This is a genomic window from Pseudodesulfovibrio tunisiensis, assembly GCF_022809775.1.
GTDB lineage: Bacteria > Desulfobacterota > Desulfovibrionia > Desulfovibrionales > Desulfovibrionaceae > Pseudodesulfovibrio > Pseudodesulfovibrio tunisiensis.
The window spans coordinates 515942-535034 of sequence record NZ_CP094380.1; the positions used below are offsets into that span (position 1 = coordinate 515942).

18 protein-coding genes and 1 tRNA gene are annotated in these 19093 nt (G+C 60.5%); 6 read left to right on the forward strand and 13 right to left on the reverse strand.

Features of this window, described 5'->3' with window-relative positions; genetic code table 11:
• Window positions 1-5: 5 nt before the first annotated feature.
• The 5 genes from MPN23_RS02545 (at window position 6) to MPN23_RS02565 (ending at window position 7326) form a co-directional block, all read left to right on the forward strand.
• Window positions 6-3452, forward strand: coding sequence for an FAD-dependent oxidoreductase (locus MPN23_RS02545; protein ID WP_243545931.1), 3447 nt, complete (start codon window positions 6-8; stop codon window positions 3450-3452).
• A gap of 15 nt (window positions 3453-3467) precedes the next feature.
• Window positions 3468-4034, forward strand: coding sequence for a 4Fe-4S dicluster domain-containing protein (locus MPN23_RS02550; protein WP_243545933.1), 567 nt, complete (start codon window positions 3468-3470; stop codon window positions 4032-4034).
• Entirely contained in the window at window positions 4031-4957 is a 927-nt protein-coding gene (locus MPN23_RS02555) for a CoB--CoM heterodisulfide reductase iron-sulfur subunit B family protein (RefSeq protein ID WP_243545935.1), read from the forward strand. The genes MPN23_RS02550 and MPN23_RS02555 overlap by 4 nt, the downstream gene beginning before the upstream one ends.
• 24 nt (window positions 4958-4981) lie before the next feature.
• On the forward strand, window positions 4982-5896 hold the full coding sequence (locus MPN23_RS02560; protein WP_243545937.1) for a universal stress protein: 915 nt from the start codon (window positions 4982-4984) through the stop codon (window positions 5894-5896).
• A 104-nt stretch (window positions 5897-6000) separates the two neighbouring features.
• Window positions 6001-7326 (forward strand): (Fe-S)-binding protein, encoded by a 1326-nt coding sequence (locus MPN23_RS02565; protein ID WP_243545940.1) that lies wholly within the window; start codon window positions 6001-6003, stop codon window positions 7324-7326.
• Between the two features lie 60 nt (window positions 7327-7386).
• Here the strand turns inward: MPN23_RS02565 and MPN23_RS02570 are convergent, their stop codons facing one another.
• The 10 genes from MPN23_RS02570 to MPN23_RS02615 all read right to left on the reverse strand — a co-directional run bounded on the left by MPN23_RS02570 (window position 7387) and on the right by MPN23_RS02615 (window position 15441).
• Window positions 7387-7719 (reverse strand): hypothetical protein, encoded by a 333-nt coding sequence (locus MPN23_RS02570; RefSeq protein WP_243545941.1) that lies wholly within the window; start codon window positions 7717-7719, stop codon window positions 7387-7389.
• 198 nt (window positions 7720-7917) lie between these two features.
• Window positions 7918-7994, reverse strand: a tRNA-Val gene (locus MPN23_RS02575).
• A 77-nt stretch (window positions 7995-8071) separates the two neighbouring features.
• Window positions 8072-10177: an FAD-dependent oxidoreductase gene (locus tag MPN23_RS02580; RefSeq protein ID WP_243545943.1), complete on the reverse strand. Its 2106-nt coding sequence runs from the start codon at window positions 10175-10177 to the stop codon at window positions 8072-8074.
• 10 nt (window positions 10178-10187) lie between these two features.
• Window positions 10188-10763: an electron transport complex protein RnfA gene (locus MPN23_RS02585; protein WP_243545944.1), complete on the reverse strand. Its 576-nt coding sequence runs from the start codon at window positions 10761-10763 to the stop codon at window positions 10188-10190.
• A gap of 12 nt (window positions 10764-10775) precedes the next feature.
• A complete protein-coding gene (gene rsxE, locus MPN23_RS02590; protein ID WP_243545945.1) occupies window positions 10776-11456 on the reverse strand; it encodes an electron transport complex subunit RsxE in 681 nt (226 codons plus the stop codon).
• A gap of 9 nt (window positions 11457-11465) precedes the next feature.
• Complete coding sequence (rnfG, locus tag MPN23_RS02595; protein ID WP_243545947.1) at window positions 11466-12047, reverse strand: RnfABCDGE type electron transport complex subunit G; 582 nt, start codon at window positions 12045-12047, stop codon at window positions 11466-11468.
• Window positions 12040-13023, reverse strand: a complete 984-nt coding sequence (locus MPN23_RS02600) for an RnfABCDGE type electron transport complex subunit D (protein ID WP_243545948.1) — start codon at window positions 13021-13023, stop codon at window positions 12040-12042. The genes rnfG and MPN23_RS02600 overlap by 8 nt, the downstream gene beginning before the upstream one ends.
• Window positions 13020-14216, reverse strand: a complete 1197-nt coding sequence (locus MPN23_RS02605) for an electron transporter RnfC (RefSeq protein ID WP_243545950.1) — start codon at window positions 14214-14216, stop codon at window positions 13020-13022. The genes MPN23_RS02600 and MPN23_RS02605 overlap by 4 nt, the downstream gene beginning before the upstream one ends.
• A gap of 13 nt (window positions 14217-14229) precedes the next feature.
• Window positions 14230-14967 carry a cytochrome c3 family protein gene (locus MPN23_RS02610; RefSeq protein ID WP_243545952.1) on the reverse strand — a complete coding sequence of 246 codons (738 nt, stop codon included), beginning with the start codon at window positions 14965-14967 and terminating at the stop codon, window positions 14230-14232.
• Between the two features lie 186 nt (window positions 14968-15153).
• Window positions 15154-15441: a potassium:proton antiporter gene (locus MPN23_RS02615; RefSeq protein WP_243545954.1), complete on the reverse strand. Its 288-nt coding sequence runs from the start codon at window positions 15439-15441 to the stop codon at window positions 15154-15156.
• Between the two features lie 106 nt (window positions 15442-15547).
• Between MPN23_RS02615 and MPN23_RS02620 the strand changes: the two genes are divergently transcribed.
• The gene (locus tag MPN23_RS02620) at window positions 15548-16174 is read left to right on the forward strand and encodes a PilZ domain-containing protein (protein ID WP_243545955.1); all 627 of its coding nucleotides are present in this window, start codon (window positions 15548-15550) and stop codon (window positions 16172-16174) included.
• Window positions 16175-16183: 9 nt separating this feature from the next.
• Here the strand turns inward: MPN23_RS02620 and MPN23_RS02625 are convergent, their stop codons facing one another.
• The 3 genes from MPN23_RS02625 to MPN23_RS02635 form a co-directional block, all read right to left on the reverse strand.
• Window positions 16184-17095, reverse strand: a complete 912-nt coding sequence (locus tag MPN23_RS02625) for an NAD(P)/FAD-dependent oxidoreductase (protein WP_243545956.1) — start codon at window positions 17093-17095, stop codon at window positions 16184-16186.
• Window positions 17096-17169: 74 nt separating this feature from the next.
• Complete coding sequence (locus MPN23_RS02630; RefSeq protein WP_243545958.1) at window positions 17170-17952, reverse strand: sterol desaturase family protein; 783 nt, start codon at window positions 17950-17952, stop codon at window positions 17170-17172.
• 4 nt (window positions 17953-17956) lie between these two features.
• Window positions 17957-19063, reverse strand: coding sequence for a response regulator (locus MPN23_RS02635; protein WP_243545959.1), 1107 nt, complete (start codon window positions 19061-19063; stop codon window positions 17957-17959).
• Between the last annotated feature and the right edge of the window lie 30 nt (window positions 19064-19093).

The window sequence follows — 19093 nt, forward strand, 5'->3', positions numbered from 1 at the left end:
ACGTCATGAGAAAGCAATACGGAGCACTGGTGGTCGGAGCCGGAATCGGCGGCATCCGGGCGGCCCTCGACCTGGCCGTGACCGGGCACAAGGTGGCGCTCATTGATCAGCGGCCCAACCATGGCGGAATTCTGGCCCAGCTGGATCACCAGTTTCCGTCCGACCATTGCGGCATGTGCCGCATGCTGCCGCTCATGTCGCGGGACTCCTCCAGCCAGTTCTGTCTGCGCAAGGGGCTGTTCCACGACAACATCGACATCCTGCTGTCCACCGAGGTCGCAGCCATCGAAGGCGAGCCGGGCAAGTTCTTCGTGACCCTGAACAAGCGGTCCACCCTCATCGACCCGGCCAAGTGCGTGAGTTGCGGTGCGTGTTCCGATGTGTGTCCGGTTCGGGTGCCCAGCGAATTCAATGCCGGGCTGACCGAGCGGACCGCTGCGTATCTGCCTGTGCCGCACGCCATTCCGAATCATTATGTCATTGATCTGGACAACTGCCAGCGGTGCTGGCGGTGTCATGATGCATGTCCCACCGGGGCCATAGATTTCCGGTTCGACGAGCGCAAGGATTTTCATGTTCTGGTGGCGGACGGGGATGCCTCGGAAGCCGCGTTCGTGCGCGACAGTCTGGAGGAAAAGGAGTTGCATTTCACGGTGTCGGCCACGAATTCCGGAAGTCGGGCCGTGGACATGCTGGCAGCGGACGACAAGATCGGCCTGCTGCTGCTCGGCACCAATCTCGGGGACATGAATCAGGAACGCGTGCTGGCGCGCAGTCAGGAAGTGCGGCCCGGTCTGCCCGTGGCCGTGCTCGTGGACGAGGGGCGCGAGGACAAGGGATGCGATCTGGTCATGCAGGGCGCACGCGACTACAAGGTCAAGCCGCTCAAGGCCGGGACGTTCGTGCCCTGGCTGGACAAGCTCTACATGCGTGTGGTGTCCGATGAAACCGTTGATCTCGAAGTCGGGGCCGTGGTGCTGGCCTGCGGTTTCGAGTCCTACAATCCGGAGATGGACCCAACGGGCGGCAAGGATGTCTGGTGCTATGACCATCCCGGCGTGCTGACTGCCGTGGAGTTCGAACGGCTCATCAGCGGCACCGGTCCCACGGGCGGCAAGCTGCTTCGGCCCGGGGACGACATGCCCGTGAACCGCATTGCCTGGATTCAATGCGTTGGTTCGCGCGATGTGCAGAAGAACGCGGATTTCTGTTCCGGCATCTGCTGCATGTTCTCCCTCAAGGAAGCCACGCTGGCGCGCAGGGCAACGAACAATCAGGTGGATGCCTCGATCTTCTACATGGACCTGCGCACGTTCGGAAAGGATTACGAGCGGTATCGCAAGCGGGCCGTGGATGATGCGGGCGTGCGGCTGGTGCGCAGCCGACCCCACTCTCTTGTGCCCGAAGACGGTGGGCCGGGCGTGGTCCTGAGCTACATGGGGCCGGACGGCAAGCCAGTGGACGAGGTGTTCGACATGGTGGTGCTGGCCGTGGGCGCACGGCCGCCCAGACACATGACGCAACTGGTGCGCGCTGCGGACATCGAGACCAACGACTGGGGATTCTGCGACACCCAGCCTTATGCGCCGGAGCGCACCAGTCGGGTCGGGGTCTTCGCAGCAGGGGCATTCGGCGAACCGCGTGACATTGCCGAGTCCGTGATTCAGGCTGGCGCGGCAGCACAGGCCGCATCGCGCATCATCAAGGCGTATGATGTGCTTGCCGGGCTGGAGACCGAACCGGAACCGGAATATCCCGATGTGTCTCGGGAACCGCCAAAGACTTTCGTGGCTCTGTGCGATTCCTGTCCGACACTTCAGGCCCGGGTGGATGTGGACGCGCTGCGTCAGCGGCTGGAAAAGGTCTATTCCGTGTGCGACGTGGCCGCCATTGGTCAGGCCTGCACTCCGCAGGGCTGGCGCGAGATCGAGCGGCTGGCATCGGAATTGAAGCCGAACCGGGTGCTGGTGGGCGCATGTCTGCCGTATGCCTACATCCCGCGTCTCAAGGAACTTGGTCGGACCATCGGCCTGAGCCCCGCGCTCATGGACGTGGTGGACATCTATACGCCCACGTTCGGCAATGGGGAGGAGGACGCAGAGTCTGCCGTTGCCAAGGAAATCTATTCCAATCTGTCCACGGCCATAACCCGGTTGCAGGGCAAGGATTCCACGCCGCCACCCGTCATGGTCAACGTGGCGCGGTCCGCCCTTGTGGTGGGCGGCGGACTCGCCGGCATGACAGCGGCGCTGGCCATTGCGGATCAGGGGTACGGCGTGGCTCTGGTGGAAAAGGAAGAGGAACTCGGAGGCATGGCCATGCGGCTGCACACCCAGCTGGATGGTTCCGATCCCCGCAAGTTCATGGAGGACCTGATCGGTCAGGTGGAAAAGCATCCCAATGTCCGTGTGCTCAAGGAATCCCGTGTCGTGCTGTCGCGCGGCAGCGCCGGACGATTTCAGACTGCCATTGCCGGACCTGACGGCGTGTTCCCTCTGGAGCATGGAGTGACGATTCTTGCCACGGGCGGACATGAAGCCAAGGTCTATGATTCGGGTCTGTGCGTGCACAAGTCGGTCATGACGCATCTTGATTTCGAGGACAGGCTTGCCTCGGGCGAGATAGATGCAGGCGGACTGGAAGCCGTGGCCATGATCCAGTGCTTTCGTTCCCGGGACGAGGATCGGAACTACTGCAGTCGGGTCTGCTGTCCTGAAATGCTCAAGAACATCCTTACGCTCAAGGAGCGCAATCCGGATTTGCGCATCTACGTGTTCTACCGCGACATCATGACCTACGGATTCATGGAGACCTACTACACCCAGGCGCGCAAGGCTGGCGCCATCTTCATCCGCTATGATCTGGAGAACAAGCCCAAGGTGGAATTCGAGGACGGAAAGCCCGTGATCACGGCGTTCGATGACATCATGGGGCAGGACGTGCGCATCGAGGCGGACCTGTTGTCTCTGTCCAGCGGCGTGGAACCCAATGACGTCGAGGACCTTGTGGAAATATTCGGGGTGGAGACCAACGAGGACGGTTTTTTTCAGGAGGCCGACTCCAAGTGGCGGCCCGTGGATTTCCTCAAGCAGGGCATCTACATGTGCGGGCTGGCCCATTCTCCCCGGCGCATGGGCGAGACCGTGGCTTCGGCCAAGGCCGCGGCCCAGCGCGCCCTGCGCATTCTGAACGCGGAAAAGATCGCCCGGGAAACCGTGGTTGCCACGGTGCGCGACACCCTGTGTTCCCGGTGCGGAGTGTGCGTGTCCGCCTGCCCGTATGGTGCGCGAACCCTTGATTTGGAAGAGAACAGGGTGATCGTGGATGAAATCCTGTGTCAGGGGTGCGGGGCGTGCGCGGCAGTGTGTCCGAACAGCGCGACCGTGCTGACCGGGTTCCACGATGGTCCCATGATGGCGGTCATTGATGCGGCTTTGGAAGAACCCGCCTAACAAGGACGGTGTGACATGACTCAGGTTGCCAAGGAAGCATGGAGCCCGGGGGGCGCGGAATACGACGCGGTCCTGTCCGAACTCAGGGACATGGTGCAGGCCTGCATGCAATGCGGAACGTGCACTGCGTCCTGTCCCAACGGGGCATTCATGGACATCACGCCCCGGCAGATGTGGCGCATGGTCCAGTTCGGCATGATCGACGAGATTCTGGACAGCCGGACCTACTGGTACTGCTCGTCCTGCTACACCTGCACCATGCGGTGTCCGCGCGGATTGAAGCTGACCTCGGCCATGGCCGCGCTCAAGCGGCTGGCACAGCTTTCCGATGGGGCTGGCCGCCGCAACGGCGCATTCTACTCATCGTTCATGGACAATGTGGAGACCTACGGCAGGACGCAGGAAACCATGCTCATGCAGAATTATTTCCTGCGGCGGCGCGACCCGATGCTGCCGCTGAAGTTCCTGCCGCTCGGGCTGCGTATGCTGGGCAAGGGCAAGCTGCATCCGCCCAAGGGTGATTGCAAGGGCAGGCTCGGTCCCATGTTTGCCAGAGCAAGGGAAATGGAGGGCAGGTCATGACATTCGCCTACTATCCCGGCTGTTCGCTCGTGGAGAGCGCCAGAGAGTTCGACGTGTCCGTGCGCGCGGTGTTGGAGCGTTTCGACGTGGAGTTTCAGGAAATTCCGGATTGGACCTGCTGCGGGGCCAGTGCCGCGGAGTCCGTGAGTCATCTCATGAACTATGCCCTGCCAGCCCGCAATCTCGCCATCGTGGAGCGGGAGATGGACGGCGTGGACGTGATTGCTCCGTGCAGCGCCTGCTACCTGAATCTGCTCAAGGTGGACAGGGAGGTGGTGGGAGACCGGGTGCTGCATGGCAAGGTCAACGAGGTGCTGGCCGCTTCCGGTCTGTCGTATTCGGGCGGGGTGCGTGTCCGGCATCTGCTGGACATCCTGTTGAACGAGGTTGGCGCGGAAATCATCCGGCAGCGCGTGGTTGATCCGTTGGAGGGCATGAAGGTGGCACCGTATTACGGTTGTCAGATCCTGCGGCCCTACAGCGTGTTCGACAATCCCCGGCAACCGTCGTCCATGACGCCGATACTGGAGGCGCTGGGCGCCGAGGTCCATGAATGGGATATGGGGGCGCGTTGTTGCGGGGCCTCGCTCATGGCTACGCATCAGGAGGCCGCGCTCGAATCCGTGGCCGCGATTCTTTCGGCTGCGGAAGGGGCCGAGGCCGTGGTTACGGTCTGCCCCATGTGTCAGATGAATCTGGACGCCTACCAGCCGCAGGCCGTGAGGGTCGGTGGTCGCAGGGTGCCGGTTCTGTATTTGAGCCAGCTCATGGGGCTGGCGTTGGGCATGAGTCAGGAAGACATGCTTGTCGGCCAGACCATGTCCGTGACCGAAACAGCGAAGAAGCGGATGAGGGACAAGGCCTGGAGGGTGCAGGAACCATCTGGGGAGTCTGCGGAAGAACCCGTCGGGGCCGATGGATGAACCGTTAATCACAGGGGGTTTGTCATGTTCAAGGACATCATTGTGGGCGTGACGCCCACCGGCGTTGACCAGTGTGCAGTCAGGGCGGCCATCGAATTTGCCAGAAAGTTCGAAGCCAAGCTCTACCTCGTGCACGTGGCCGGCATGGGCCAGGGATGGGGATCCATCGAGCATCTGGGGGCTTCGGGCGAAACCGAAAAGCTCAGGGAACGTATTCTGGACATGTACGGGGAGCTGATCGAAGGCGTGCCCGACACCCAGTTGTCCGTGGTTGCGGGCATTCCGCACAACGAATTGCTTCGCCTTGCGCGCAGCAGGAACGCCGACCTCATCGTCATGGGGCCGCATACCAGGGAATACGAGGAAAAGCGGTCCAAGATGTGGGGCATGGCGGGCAGCACGCTGGAACGGGTAAGCCAGAAGGCAAGGTGCCCGGTCATGGTCGTGCATCGCGACGTGACCTGCAAGGAGCCGTTGTTCGAGAACATTCTCGTGGCAACCGACTTCTCCCAGCAATCCGAATGCGCGGTGCATTACGGCGGCCAGATGGCGCGGCAGTACAAGGCGCAGCTGACCGTGATGCATGTGCTTGATCCGGAAGTGCCGGTGGCGGACAGCGTTGGCGCGGCAAAGGACAAGCTGGTGCACGTGTACGGCGAGCGGCTCGACGGCATTGATACCTGTCTGTTCGAGTCCTGCGAGGGCACGCCTTCCATGGAGATTCTGCGTACCGCGCGTCAGGAATCCTCTGATCTCATTATCATGGCGCACCATTCCAGGGAAAAGGATCCTGAAAAGGCGTTCCTCGGTTCCACGGTGACGCAGGTGGCGCTGAATGCCCAGAGTCCGACCATGAGTGTCAACCGCCACTTCGATCTGCGGTGCGGCCTCATGTATGATCAGACCGGTGCGGCCGTGCAGGTCGAGGCCCCGGCATGATCCGTGCGGCATTGTCCGATGGAAAGCTATGCGAGCAACAGCAGCCTCCGGGGACGGGATACCGTCCCCGGAGATGAGGGCGAAAGCCCGTTCAGGAGCGGCTCATGAGCACGGTTGCAGTGATTCCTAAGAATATGGACCCGGAAGTCCGGAAGTTTTTGGACAAGTTCGATTTCAGCGCCTGCATGATCTGCGGCACCTGCTCCAACGGCTGTCCGATCACGGGTACGCCGGGCATGGAAGGCTGGGACACCCGCAAGGTCATGCGCATGCTTTCCTTTGGCATGGTGCAGGAGGTCGTGGATTCGAATTTTCCATGGTTCTGCACCAATTGCGGTCGGTGCGCCTATTCCTGTCCCATGGGCATCGACATCCCGGCTGTCATGGCGCACATGAAAAATCTGCGGCCCCGCGACAAGGTGCCGGGGTCCCTGCATCAGGGCGCGCAGAACAATCTGGATACCGGGAACAATCTGGCCATTTCCAGAGAGGATTATCTTGCGGGCATGGCCGACCTCGGACAGGAACTTGCCGAGGAATGTCCGGGGTTCTATGTCCCCATCGACAAGAAGGGCGCTGATATTTTGTTTTTCCCCAATTCCAAGGAAGTGTACGGCGACTTCGAGGACCAGTTTTGGTGGTGGAAGGTGTTCTATGCGGCCAAGGAAGACTGGACCGTGCCGTCCGAAGGCTGGGAAGCCGTGGACTGGGCCTTGTTTACGGGCAATTACGAGGGAAACAGGCGATTGGCCAAGCGCAAGATCGACTTCATGAAGGAGTTCGAGATCAAGCGCATGATCATGCCGGATTGCGGCGGCGGTTCGTACGGCTGTCGCAAGGGCATGGAAACCTGCGTCATGGAGGATCCGAACAACGAGGTCGGGTTCATCTATCTCTATGACTACCTGCTGCAACTCATCCGTGACGGTCGTATCAAATTGGACAAGTCCGTGAATGCGGGCAAGCGGTTCACCTTTCACGATTCCTGCAAGCATGGTCGGGAGTTGGAACGCCATTTCGGCAAGGGGTATTACGAGGAGGCCCGGTGGATACTGCGGCAGTGCGTGGATGATTTCGTGGACATGCAGCCGAATCGACAGCTCAACTACTGCTGTGGCGCAGGGGGCGGCATGTGGCCCGCGCCGTTTGACGACGAGTCCGCATGGCACGGACGGCACAAGTACGAGCAGATCAGGCGCAGCGGCGCGGATGTGGTGGTCGTGGGGTGTTCCAACTGCCGCGATCAGATCATGAAGCGGTTGCCCAAGTACTACACGGACTACAAGTACGAGGTGAAATACCTTTGGCAGCTCGTGGCCGAAACTCTGGTGCTGGAACCGTGGCCCGAGGACATGATCACGGCCGCCGAGGCCCGGGCAAGGGAACAGTGGGAAAGGTTCGGCGTGGATCTTTCCGCCCTGGAATACTGATTCAAAGGCGAAAGACGGAAAAAGGCCCTGCGGAGTGCAGGGCCTTTTTCCGTTTGGAGGCTATTTCAGGCAGCCCATTTCCCTTGTCCAGACTTGCAGGTTGTCCACCTGCTTGCGATATTGCTGTTTGGTAAAGAAGTCGTTCCTGTTGAGCTGAATCCGGTTGTCATGCAGGGCCGCGGAAAGTTCCCGGCAGATGGAGGCCCGTTTTTCCGCCGGAACGTTATCCAGATTCTCGCCGTAGTCCGCCTTTGCCTTGCGTACCGACTTTTCCGCCATGCGGTATTCCGAATCCGCCATGTCTCGAGTGTAATAGTCCAGATTATCGGCCTGCGCCGGAATTGCCATGCACAGCAGGGCCAGAAGGCCGAAGGTCAGGAGATGTTTCTTCATGTCGAACTCCATGGTTTGGCAGAAACATACCATGAGGTTCACTCTGTTGGGAAGCAGGGAGAAAAGGGAATTGTCCGTGGATTTGAGGAAGGCAAATTGGAGGATTCCGCATGACCTTGGTGGTGGGGAAAGGTGAGTCAAAGGTGAGCCAAAACGAAAAAAAGGGTTGGAACATTTGTTCCAACCCTTTGATTTTACTGGTGGGCGATACTGGATTTGAACCAGTGACTTCCACCGTGTGAAGATGGCACTCTGACCAGCTGAGTTAATCGCCCTTTGGTCGCGCCTCGAAGTTGTTCCCCCGAAGCGAAGAGGGTTATATACAGACCACATTCGCTTGGCAAGCACTTTTTTAATCTTTTTTTACACCGGGTTCAGAAAAGTCGAGCCGGTCCGGTTCCGGGTTTCTGTTGTAGCAGGTCAGGCCGCAGCGCATGCAGCGGCATGCCTCCTGTTTCACTTCCTCCTCGGACAAGGTGCCCTCCACCTCGTTGAAGGTGCAGGTTCGGTCTTCCATCGAGCAGAGTTGCGGCATGGGTGGCTTCTTCTTCGGGTTCACGTTTTCCACGTCCTTGAACATGGTGTAGGGAATCAGGTCGCGCTGGAGCGGCTCGGGAACGGATATCATGCCGCTCGTCAGAAATTGATTTATCGAGCGCGCAGCCTTGCGTCCCTGGCCCAGAGCCGTGATGACCAGCGATGGGCCGGTGTACATGTCGCCACCCGTGAACACGTGGGGCAGGGCGGTTTGAAGCGTGTCCGGATGTGCATCCAGCGTGCGCCATCTGGTTTCATCCAGTTGACAGGCACCGTTTTCGTCATACAGGCAATCGAGTTCCGGCTTTTGGCCGATGGCCGTGAGGATGGTGTCGCATTCCAGCAGGGCTTCCGAACCTTCCACGGGTTCGGGCCTGCGCCTGCCGGACTGGTCCGGCTCGCCCAGTTCCATGCGAATGTACTCCAGATGCGTGACCCGGCCTGCGTCGTCGACAAGGATGCGTTTGGGGGCGGCAAGAAATTGGTATTTCACGCCTTCTTCCTCGGCCCCGATGATTTCCTCTTCGTTGGCAGGCATTTCCGTGCGTGTACGGCGATACATGAGTGTCACGTCCGTCCCCAGACGAACGCTGGTGCGGGAAGCATCGATGGCCGTATTGCCGCCGCCGATGACTACGACCTTTGTCCCTATGCCCGTATCCACGCCGATGCCGACCCGGGTGAGCAGCTCGGTTCCGGTGAGCACGCCTTCGGCATCCTCGTTTTCAATGCGGAGCGACGCATTTTTCCATGCGCCTATGCCGAGAAACACGGCTTCAAAGCCTTGGTCGGTCAAATCTTCCAGCGTGAAGTCCCTGCCGAACTGGGTTTCGGTCCTCACGTCCATGCCGAGGGCCAGAATTCCCTCTATTTCCCAATCCAGAATAGCCTTGGGCAGCCGATATTCGGGGATGCCGTATCGGAGCTGCCCGCCAAGCGCGGGCATGGATTCGAAGATGGTGGGGCTGTATCCCAGTCGGCGCAGGAAATAGGCGCAGGAGATGCCGGCCGGACCTCCGCCGACCACGGCCACCTTGCGGCCGTTTTCCGGAGCGCAGGGAATGGGCAGCCGTTTGCCGGAGTTCATTTCCCAGTCCGCGGCAAACCGTTTGATCATGTTGATGCCGATGGACTCGTCCACATGCTGTCTGCGGCACGCCTCCTCGCATGGGTGCGGGCAGACCCGGCCTATGGAGAGGGGCATGGGGATGCGTTCGCGGATGGTTTCCAGCGCACCGGCATAGTCGCCGCGCGAAACCTGTTCGATGTAGCGCGGAATGTTGATCTGGCCCGGACACCGCTGACGGCAGGGGGCCAGACAGTCCGTGACCATGTTCAGATGCTGGATGCGTGCGGTGCGACCCCAGATGGTGATGACTCCGCGCGGGCAGACCTGAACGCAGCCGCCGCAGGCCGTGCACAGGTCCGGATTGACCACGGGATAGCCGTAGGGACCCATCTCGATGGCGCCGAACTGGCAGGCGTCCACGCAGGTGCCGAATCCCAGACAGCCTTCGGGGCACATCTTGGACCCCTTGTAGAGCATGTGCTGGGCACGGCAGTCGTTGACGCCCTCATAGCGGTAGATGGCCTCGGCCCGGATGCCGCCCGTGCAGTCCACGAACGCGATTTCCTTTTCCATGACCGAGAATTCCAGCCCCATGATTGCGGCCACGTTCTGCGCCACCTCGGTGCCACCGATCACGCAGACGTTGGCTCCGGCTTTGCCTGCAACCACACCCTGTGCGGCTGCGGCGCATCCCGGGAAGCCGCAGCCGCCGCAATTGGCCCCGGCAAGCACGCTTTCCACCTCGGCGATGCGCGGATCCTCGTATACGTAGAGCACCTTGGAAGCCACGGCCAGAATCACCGCTGCGACAAGGCCGATGCCGAAAAGGATGAGCACGGATGTGACGATCATGGAGCAACTCCTAGGATGCCATTCCCTTGAAGGCGAAAAAGGCCAGAGACATGAGCCCGGCCATGATCAGGGCCAGAGGCGTACCGCGCAGGCTGACCGGAACCCGGCTGATTTCCAGCCGTTCCCGGATGGTGGCCAGTACGACCAGAGCGAGCATGAAACCTGCGCCCGAGGCCAGGGAAAAGATCACGGTTTCCATCAGGGAATATTCCTCGCGCTGGCAGATGATGGCGATGCCGAGCACCGCGCAGTTCGTGGTGATGAGCGGCAGGAATATGCCGAGGGATTTGTACAGGGGAGGAATGACCTTTTTCAGGAACATTTCCACGAACTGGACAAGAGCCGCGATGACCAGAATGAAGGCGATGGTCTGGAGGTAGCCAAGGTCGTTGGGGGTCAGCAGGTATTTCTGCACGCACCATGTGATGGCTGCGGCCATGACGGCCACGAAGACCACGGCAAAGCCCATGCCCATGGCCACGCCGGATTCCTTGGACGTGCCGATGAACGGGCAGTTGCCCAGATACTGGGCCAGCACGATGTTGTTGACGAAGATGGCCGCGATGATCAGGACGAAGTAATCCATGCCGTCTCCCCGCTAGAATTGTTGCGGTCTGGTCATGCACATGCCGCAGTTGGCGCAGTCGTGGGCCGGGCCGGTGATGGCCTCCAGTCCCTTGTTGCGCCTTTGCCAGTTGGTCAGGGCGTTCATGCCCGCCACGATCAGCCCGAGACAGACGAATGCGCCCGGGGCCTCGACCATGAAGGTGAAGGGCTTGTACCACGCACCCATGATTTCCATGCCGAACCATGTGCCGTATCCCAGTATTTCGCGCACCGAGCCGAGAAATGTCAGGGAAAGCGTGAATCCCACTCCCATGCCCAGTCCGTCGGCCACGGACAGGATGATCGGATTCTTGGAAGCAAAGGCCTCGGCACGGCCGAGGATGATGCAGTTGACCACGATGAGCGGTACGAAGATGCCGAGCTGCTGGTACAGGGGATAGGCATAGGCCTGCATGAGCAGTTCCACGGTGACCACCAGCGACGCAGCCACCACGATGAAGCAGGCGATGCGCACCTTGGCCGGGATGAGCTTGCGCAGCATGGAGACCAGCAGGTTGGACAGGGTGAGCACGAAGATCACGGCGCATCCCATGCCGAAGCCGTTGTCCGCAGTCTTGGTCACGGCCAGCACCGGGCACAGGCCCAGCACGACCTTGAACGGCGGCAGGTCCTTCCACAATCCCTTGGAAAATTCCTTCCATATTCTGTTCATGGCGTTGTCCTATGATTCCCATTCCGCGCTGATGCGGTCCTTGATCCTGCGGAAGAGGTTCACGGCCTGATTCACGGCGGCTACCGTGCCCGTGGAGGAGATGGTGGCTCCGGCCACGGCGTTGATGTCCCCGCCCTGTTTGGTCAGGGCGATCCTTTCCATGGAGTGGTTGGTGAACTGGTCGCGGAATTCCGGCTCCACGATGCGTGCGCCGAGCCCAGGTGTTTCCTTGAGCGTGGTCACGCCGATGCCTTCCAGCCTGGAACCGTCCGTGGCGAATCCGACCATGATTCCGATTGGGCCTCCGTAGCCCTTGCCAAAGGTCTCGAACGCCACGCCCGTGAGCTTGCCGTTCCGGAAGGCCGGGAACACGGTCAGACTTTTGCCGTCGCCAAGGTCCATCCGCTTGCGGTCCCTGACCGGATTGTTGTCATGAGACGGGAAAATCTGCTTCAGGGCCGGGCCCTGAACATGGGTGAGCACCTGTTCCTCGATGACCGGGGCCGTGGCCTTGCGAACCGAGGCCAGAGTCAGTCCGGACAGACCGCAGATCAGGGACAGGACCACGACCATTTTCACCATGTCATTCATGGCCGCCTCCTCTGGCTGCGATGTCTTCCCGGCGCATGCCGAAAGCCTGAGGCCGGATGCGGTCCAGCAGCGGGGTGAACAGGTTGGCCAGCAGAATGGCAAAGGGCACGCCGTCCGGGTAGATGCCGTAGACTCGAATGATGATGACCAGAGTTCCGGCGATGAGACCGTAGAGAACGGCCGGGATGCGTCCAATCGGGGAACTGGATGTGTCCGGTGCAAGAAAGAAGGCTCCGAACAGGGAACCGCCCGCCAGCAGGTGGAACAGAGGCGGCGCATAGGCAGCGGGATCGATCATGCGGTAGACTGTGGCCGTTGCCAGAAGACCGGCAATGAAGCCGACAGGTATCTGCCAGCGGAGATGACGCCGAAGGAACAGGAATGCGGCTCCGGCGAGCAGACCGAGCAGCTGGACCTCGCCCAATCCGCCGAGCTGTCTGCCGAGCAGCAGATCGGTCAGGGGAATGGATTGGACGGATTCCAGACCGAATGCCTTGAGCTGGTGCAGGGGCGCAGGCAGGGCCGAGGAAAGCATGGTGGCATTGGTATCCATGACATCCGGCCACGAAAGACGGCATATGGCCCATCCCACGAGAGGCGGGCAGAGCGGGTTGCCGCCAAGGCCCCCGAAGATCATCTTGCCGAGTGCCACGCTGGCTGCACTGCCCACCACGGCCAGCCACCATGGCGCGGATGCGGGCAGGAGAAATGCGAACATCAGCCCGATGAGCAGGGAATGGAAATCCCATGTCCGGGGTTCTATGCGCATGGCTTTCGAACAGCCGTATTCCGTGATCACGGCCACGGCGCAGCACAGGCTCATGACGCGGAGCGCCTCCATGCCGAATGCGGCCACGGCCAGAAAGGCGGCAGGCATGAGCGCGACCATGATTTCGGTCATGCGGCCGATCACGGTCCTGCCGCAATGCGCGTGGGGCGGCCATGCCACGGTGAGAATGGGATCGAGCGGCTTCATGCTTCCTCCCCTGCGGTTGCCTTGGACTGGTCCGGTTCCGGAATGTCGCAGGCGCCCCGAAGCAGGGCGAGTTCCTGCTTGGCGTAGCGGATGTAGTGGAGCAGAGGTCTGCGTGCCGTGCACCAGTAGCCGCAGATGCCGCATTCGATGCAGGAATCCACCTGATAGGCCTCGGCGCGATGGAATTGCTTGAATTCCGCGCAGCGGCTGATCATCCCGGGCATGATCCGGGCCGGACAGTGGCGTTCGCATTCGGCGCATCCGATGCAGAACGCGTCCGAGGTCTCCGGGTATTCGCCCATGCGGACCAGAGACAGACCGTAGTCGCCCTTGTTCACGCCCTGTTCCAGATTGACTGCGGTGATGCCACGCATCAGTCCGCCGATGACCACCCTGTCTCCCGGGGCCGGGGAAATGTCCGCGCTTTCGAAAAGCAGGCCGACCGGGGTGCCGACATGGGCCAGTACATTGCGGCCCGCAATGGTCAGCACGGTCTGGGTGATGGGGCGGCCGCTCTCCATGAGACGGCCGATCAGATACAGTTCCGAAGGATTGGTTATGGCTGCGTTGTCCAGAGGATCGTCCAGCCGGTATTCCCGCCCCGTGACGCGGCGCAGGACGAGCTGGTCAAGACCTTCCGGATATCTGGCCGGAACATGGACGACATTGCAGTTGCTGAATGCATTGGCCCGGTTGCCGTTGGCCACGATCAGATGCGTGCGCGTCGGGTTCACGAATTTCTGTATGGTTTCCAGTCCCAGTTCCAGCATCTTCCGGTAATCGCGGAGCAGGGGATCGTATGCGGTTATGCCCGGTTCCGGGGGCACGGCATTCACGATCAGGTCGCGGGCCGGCCCGAGACGGGATACGTCCGCGCCCATGGAGCGCAGCCATTCCCTGAGAGGTTCGCCACCCTGTCCGGGAATTTTCCCGGAGTCCGCCAGTCCGCTGCCGGAGGTGGTCATGGCGATGTGGTCGGTACGGACGTTTTCCACTGTGCCGCCCAATGGAGCGTGCATGTCGCCCTTGCCGGGAATTTCCGCCGCCGCGATTTTCTGTCCCGCCGCCACGGTTTCCCCTTCGCGAACCAGTGGCTCGTGGCACGGCGAGGGAATGCGCAGCCGATCCGGTTCCGGAGCGCGCGTCAGGGGGCCGGTTTCTCCGGTGAGCAGGCTGAAGCTGAACGAGGTCATGATGCTGTCGCTCCTATTTCATGTGACACTGGTTGCATTCCCTTTCTCCGAACGGTCCCGTGTCCTGTGTTTCATGACAGCCCATGCATTGGCCGTGGAAAGCCTTGGTGCGTGTCGGCAGCAGAGTGTCCGTGGGGCCGGGATGACAGGCGGAGCATGCCGTGTCCGTGCCGGTCTCTTCCTGCTTGCGGACATGGCAGAATCCGCATTCAACCGTTTCGGAATGAATGTATTCATCATGGCAGTCGGCGCATCGCGCATGGGCTGCGTCCCTGAGCGAGGGCTTGCCGTTTTCGGCTGTGTCGGCATGACAGTTTGCGCAGGACTGCGGACCGGGATCGATGTCCGGGGGATGATGGCATGCCTGGCAATCCTGATCCGTGTAGTCCTCGACGTGCGCGTCGTGGGAGAAATTGTCGATGGTCGCGCTCGGATGATGGCAGGCCGCACACTGTGATTCGTTCAGGAGGTCCTGGTGGGTATCCGCGAACGTCTGATCGAACTTGCGGGCGTGGCATTCCCCGCAGCGGGGCGGTTTCGGGTCGTTGCCCGAGGTGTGATGACAGTCGCCGCAACGGTCGTTCTGCCATGCGGCATGGGCCTGATGATCGAGAATGACCTTGCCGCCCTTGTTGGCGAGGAGCAACCGGACCGGAACGGCTTCGGAATCGGCCGGGATCAGGTATCCGACAACGGCGGTCAGAAACAACAGCCCGGTCAGAACGGAAATCGTGAGGTATCGTTTGTTCAAGACAAGGACCCCTTGCGGATTTTTTCGATTACTTCCTCATAACGGAAAATCGAAAGACAAGTCCACTCCCGGCGATTATTCCTTTGGACAGAAGAGTGGATATGCGGAAAGGGGGGCAGGATATCCCTGTAACCGGGACAGGAAAATGGGCAGCTTTTCGAGTCTGGAAGGTATGCGGCTTGCGGATTATCTGCCGCGAATCACGTTGAGCACGGCGAAAAGCACGAAGAAGCCGACTCCCAGCCACCAGAGGGCCAGAGCCAGTTCCGTGGTCAGGGCCACGTAGGTGATCTTGATGGCGAGGCCGAAGGAAAGGTGGCTCATGATGGATGCCAGATCCGAGCCGTTGAGGTTGCGAAGTGCATCCATGAGCGTCAGGGAGGGCCATGTCCCGTGGATGAGCCACATCAGTCCCTGATATCCCAGAGTCAGAAGGCAGCCTATCCAGCAGAGGGCTCCGGAGTGTTTGAGCATGATGGTCGTTTCCTTGTGTTCGGATTTGCGGCAGGGCTACGCATATATCATTGCCCCGGAAATTTCCACGGCCTAGACTGGTTGCAAATCCGGAAAAGGGTGGGACATGCGATTGGTACCCGGAGACAAGGTGCTGGTGGAATATTCCACGTTCGGGGATCGTCTGCTCAGCGTGATCGCCGATGTCAGGAACGGCAACAGACTGGTTGTCTACTCTCCGCTCACGCCTCCCATTCTGGAGCGGCTTCGCACCGATTCCCGCGCTCTGGTCAAGTTCGTGCAGGAAGGGCGGTTGCGGGCCTTCCGGTCCCGTGTCCTGAATTCGGTGACCGCGCTCGGCGAACTTGTGGAACTGGATTATCCGGGATTCGCGGTGGATGCGGATGAGCGGTGCGAACCCCGCTGCGGCTGTCGTTTCCCGGCGACGGTCATGCTCGGAGAGCGGAGCATGGATGCCGTGGTCGAGGATATGTCCGAATCCTGTGCCCGGGTCCGGTTTCGTGAGCCCGGAAGCTGTCTGACTGATCGGGATTCGGACAGGGAAGTGCGTCTTGCGTTTCGTCCGTTCGACCCTGAACGCGGGTATGACGTGTCTTGCGAAGTGCAGTCCGTGTTCATGCGCGACCGGGATATGCATGCGGTGCTGCGATTTTCGGAAAAGGACCGGGAAATGCGTGATCGCATCTCCCGGTTCGTGGCGTCCCAGCTTCAGTGCATGACCGACAGTTCATAGGGCGGGACGTTATTTCGTCTGTCCGGCCTTTTTGGCATAGTTGGCGGCGGTTATGCCCGCCACGCAGCCTTCACCGACAGCCTTGGCCATTTGCAGCGGAGGACCGCAGATGTCCCCGGCCGCAAAAACGCCGTCCACATTGGTGCGCATCTTCTTGTCGGTTTCAATGTACTTCATGCTTTCATCCAGTTGCAGCCCCAGGGATGCGGTCAGTTCGAGCACGCCCTTTGCGCCGAGTTCGATGAATACGCCGGTAACATCGAGAACCGAGCCGTCTTCCAGCTCCAGTCCGGTCACCGCGTTTTCACCGAGGATGCGCTTGATGGAAGCGCCTTCATGCACCAGCACGCCGGAATCGTCGAGCTGTTTGCGCAGGGCCGGGGCAATGTCCAGCCTGTCGCTGATCAGGTGCACCTCGGAAGCGAACCGGGTCAGGGTGACCGCGCCTCCTGCGGCTGCACTGCGGGAGCCTGCCACTGCCACCACTTCGTTGCGGAAGAAGCCTGCGTCGCAATCCACGCAGTAGCTCACGCCCTTGCCGAGCAGGTCCTTTTCTCCGGGTACGCCCAGCTTGTTGCGGCTCGAGCCCGTGGCGAGGATGACGGTGTGCGTCCGGATCGTGTCGCCGGATTCCGTTGTCAGCGCAAAACCGGCATCCTCCCGTTCGATGGACAGGACGTCCTCGTCGCGGAATTCGGCACCGAAGGAGATTGCCTGCTCGCGGCCCGTGCGCAGGATTTCCTCGCCGGACATGGTGAGCTGGCAGCAGTAGTTTTCCACGTGGGCCCAGTACAGGCTGGAGTTGTCCAGACGGCCGAGCATGAGGGTACGGGCCTTTTTGCGGGATGCGTGTATGGCGGCCTGCAGACCGGCAGGGCCGGAACCGAGAATGACGATGTCGTATGCAATGGAAGTGTTCATGACTGTCTCCGGTTGTTCGGGTTCCTGTTCAGGATACCCATTCCCGGAATAATGTAAAGTACCCTTGGGGGGTATTAGAGAAAAGGTATGCTCAACATGCCGCCCAGTGTCTGGGAGGAGGGAGATCGAAAGATGTTCAGCCCTATGGCCATGTTGTGGTGCCCGAGGTCTGGTTGGGGTTTGTAGGTGGAAAAGAGTCTGTCCCACCAAGGGAAGTTGAAGCCGAAGTTGCGGTTTGCCTCATGCATGTCCGTGGAATGGTGCACGCGGTGCATGTCCGGCGTGACCACGGCAAGTCTGAGGATGCGGTCGACTCCGGCGGGCAGCGCAAGATTGGCGTGATTGAACAGGGCGCAGCCGTTCAGCACGATTTCGAACAGGATTACGCCGAGGACCGGAGGCCCGAGTATCGCGACAAGTGTCAGCTTGTAGACCATGGACAGGATTATTTCCAGCGGATGGAATCGGACCCCGGTGCTTGCGTCGATGTGCAGGTCGGCATGGTGCATGCGATGAATGCGCCAGAGCGGAAGGAATCTGTGGAATGCCACATGCTGCCAGTACACGGCCATGTCCAGCAGGAGTATGGTTGCGGGAACCGAGATGGGGAGCGGCAGATCGAGAAGGTTGAAAAGGCCCCAGCCGTATTGGGCGCACAGTGCTGCAAGCGCGGCCGGAAGGACCGGGAAGAGGAGTCTGACGATTCCCGTGGACAGGAAGGCCGTGCCGAGGTTGGCGAACCAGCGGCCCTTGCGCGGCGGCCGGGGCACACGTTTCGGCCGTGCATGCTCGGCCCAGGCCATGATGAGCAGGACGGCCAGAAACGAGCCGATGCGGACGAGCGGTTCGTAGGGCATGCGGTCAGACGTCCTTTGCGGATTCCTTTTGCCCCTCGGGAAGCGGGCGGGGGCGTTGCGTCCTGCCGGGTACAGGTCGCCATGGTTTGCCGTGAATCCGCTGGTAGAGCTTGTGGGCCTCGCGGAATTCCGGGTTCATTTGCAGGGATTTGTCCACGGCGTCGGACGCTTCGGTCAGCCTGCCCATGAAGTAGAAGGCCTTGGCCATGTTGAAGTAGATGTTCTCGTCGTTGGGCGTGAGCTCCAGAGCCTGCGCATAGGCATGGATCGCGCCGGGATAGTCGCCCTGCTTGCGAAGGGTTACCCCGAGACTGTTGAACGGGTTGGGCGTGTCGGATTCGTATTTGAGAATTTCGATGAACAGTTCCTTGGTCTGCTCCAGTCTGTCGAACTGGGCGTGGATGTCCGCGGCCTTCTTGAGGAACTGCTTGAAGCTTTCCAGATCGCCCTTGGCCTTGTAGGCCTCGGCCAGCCCTTTGTAGGCCTCGGCAAACAGGTCGTTGATCTTGACCGCCTTCTTGAAGGCCACGATGGCTTTGCCGTATTTCCCCTGCATCAGGTAGGAGCAGCCCATGTCGTAGTAGCGTTGTGCCTCATCCTGATAGGAGATGAGTTCCTCGAAGGCTTCGATGGCTTCGTCGAAATCTCCGCGTTCCACCATGCTCTTGGCTTCCTGCAACTCCATTTCCTCGATTTCCGGGTAGTTGTCGAGCTGGTTGGCGAGGATGAGATAGCGTTCGAAGGTCTCCATGGAATAGGGCCGGAGCACATAGCCGAGGCAGCCTGCGGCAATGGCGTCCAGTACATGGTCCTTCCGGTTCTCCAGAGTGACCATGATGATGGGCAGGGGACGTCCGCTCATGTTCTTGCGCATGATTTGGCAGAACTTGATGCCGGACATGTCATCCAGAGATGAGTCGCACAGGATCAGGTCCACGGGATTGCCATGGATGTGATCGATGGCGTCCGCACCCGAGGAAAACGCCTTCACCGTGTCCGGGCCGAACACCATGATGGAGGCCTGATCGCGTTTGGAATGCACGTCGATGTTCGTGAGAACCACGGCGTGCTTGAACGCCCTGTATGCTTTGCTGTCTTTTTTCTGTGGCATGACGGTTTGTGCTGGTTGAATTCGCCTTTT

Coding starts and splice junctions, on each gene's coding strand:
- MPN23_RS02545 (WP_243545931.1), top strand. CDS start 6: ATGAGAAAGCAATACGGAGCACTGGTGGTCGGAGCCGGAATCGGCGGC.
- MPN23_RS02550 (WP_243545933.1), top strand. CDS start 3,468: ATGACTCAGGTTGCCAAGGAAGCATGGAGCCCGGGGGGCGCGGAATAC.
- MPN23_RS02555 (WP_243545935.1), top strand. CDS start 4,031: ATGACATTCGCCTACTATCCCGGCTGTTCGCTCGTGGAGAGCGCCAGA.
- MPN23_RS02560 (WP_243545937.1), top strand. CDS start 4,982: ATGTTCAAGGACATCATTGTGGGCGTGACGCCCACCGGCGTTGACCAG.
- MPN23_RS02565 (WP_243545940.1), top strand. CDS start 6,001: ATGAGCACGGTTGCAGTGATTCCTAAGAATATGGACCCGGAAGTCCGG.
- MPN23_RS02570 (WP_243545941.1), bottom strand. CDS start 7,719: ATGAAGAAACATCTCCTGACCTTCGGCCTTCTGGCCCTGCTGTGCATG.
- MPN23_RS02580 (WP_243545943.1), bottom strand. CDS start 10,177: ATGATCGTCACATCCGTGCTCATCCTTTTCGGCATCGGCCTTGTCGCA.
- MPN23_RS02585 (WP_243545944.1), bottom strand. CDS start 10,763: ATGGATTACTTCGTCCTGATCATCGCGGCCATCTTCGTCAACAACATC.
- rsxE (WP_243545945.1), bottom strand. CDS start 11,456: ATGAACAGAATATGGAAGGAATTTTCCAAGGGATTGTGGAAGGACCTG.
- rnfG (WP_243545947.1), bottom strand. CDS start 12,047: ATGAATGACATGGTGAAAATGGTCGTGGTCCTGTCCCTGATCTGCGGT.
- MPN23_RS02600 (WP_243545948.1), bottom strand. CDS start 13,023: ATGAAGCCGCTCGATCCCATTCTCACCGTGGCATGGCCGCCCCACGCG.
- MPN23_RS02605 (WP_243545950.1), bottom strand. CDS start 14,216: ATGACCTCGTTCAGCTTCAGCCTGCTCACCGGAGAAACCGGCCCCCTG.
- MPN23_RS02615 (WP_243545954.1), bottom strand. CDS start 15,441: ATGCTCAAACACTCCGGAGCCCTCTGCTGGATAGGCTGCCTTCTGACT.
- MPN23_RS02620 (WP_243545955.1), top strand. CDS start 15,548: ATGCGATTGGTACCCGGAGACAAGGTGCTGGTGGAATATTCCACGTTC.
- MPN23_RS02625 (WP_243545956.1), bottom strand. CDS start 17,095: ATGAACACTTCCATTGCATACGACATCGTCATTCTCGGTTCCGGCCCT.
- MPN23_RS02630 (WP_243545958.1), bottom strand. CDS start 17,952: ATGCCCTACGAACCGCTCGTCCGCATCGGCTCGTTTCTGGCCGTCCTG.
- MPN23_RS02635 (WP_243545959.1), bottom strand. CDS start 19,063: ATGCCACAGAAAAAAGACAGCAAAGCATACAGGGCGTTCAAGCACGCC.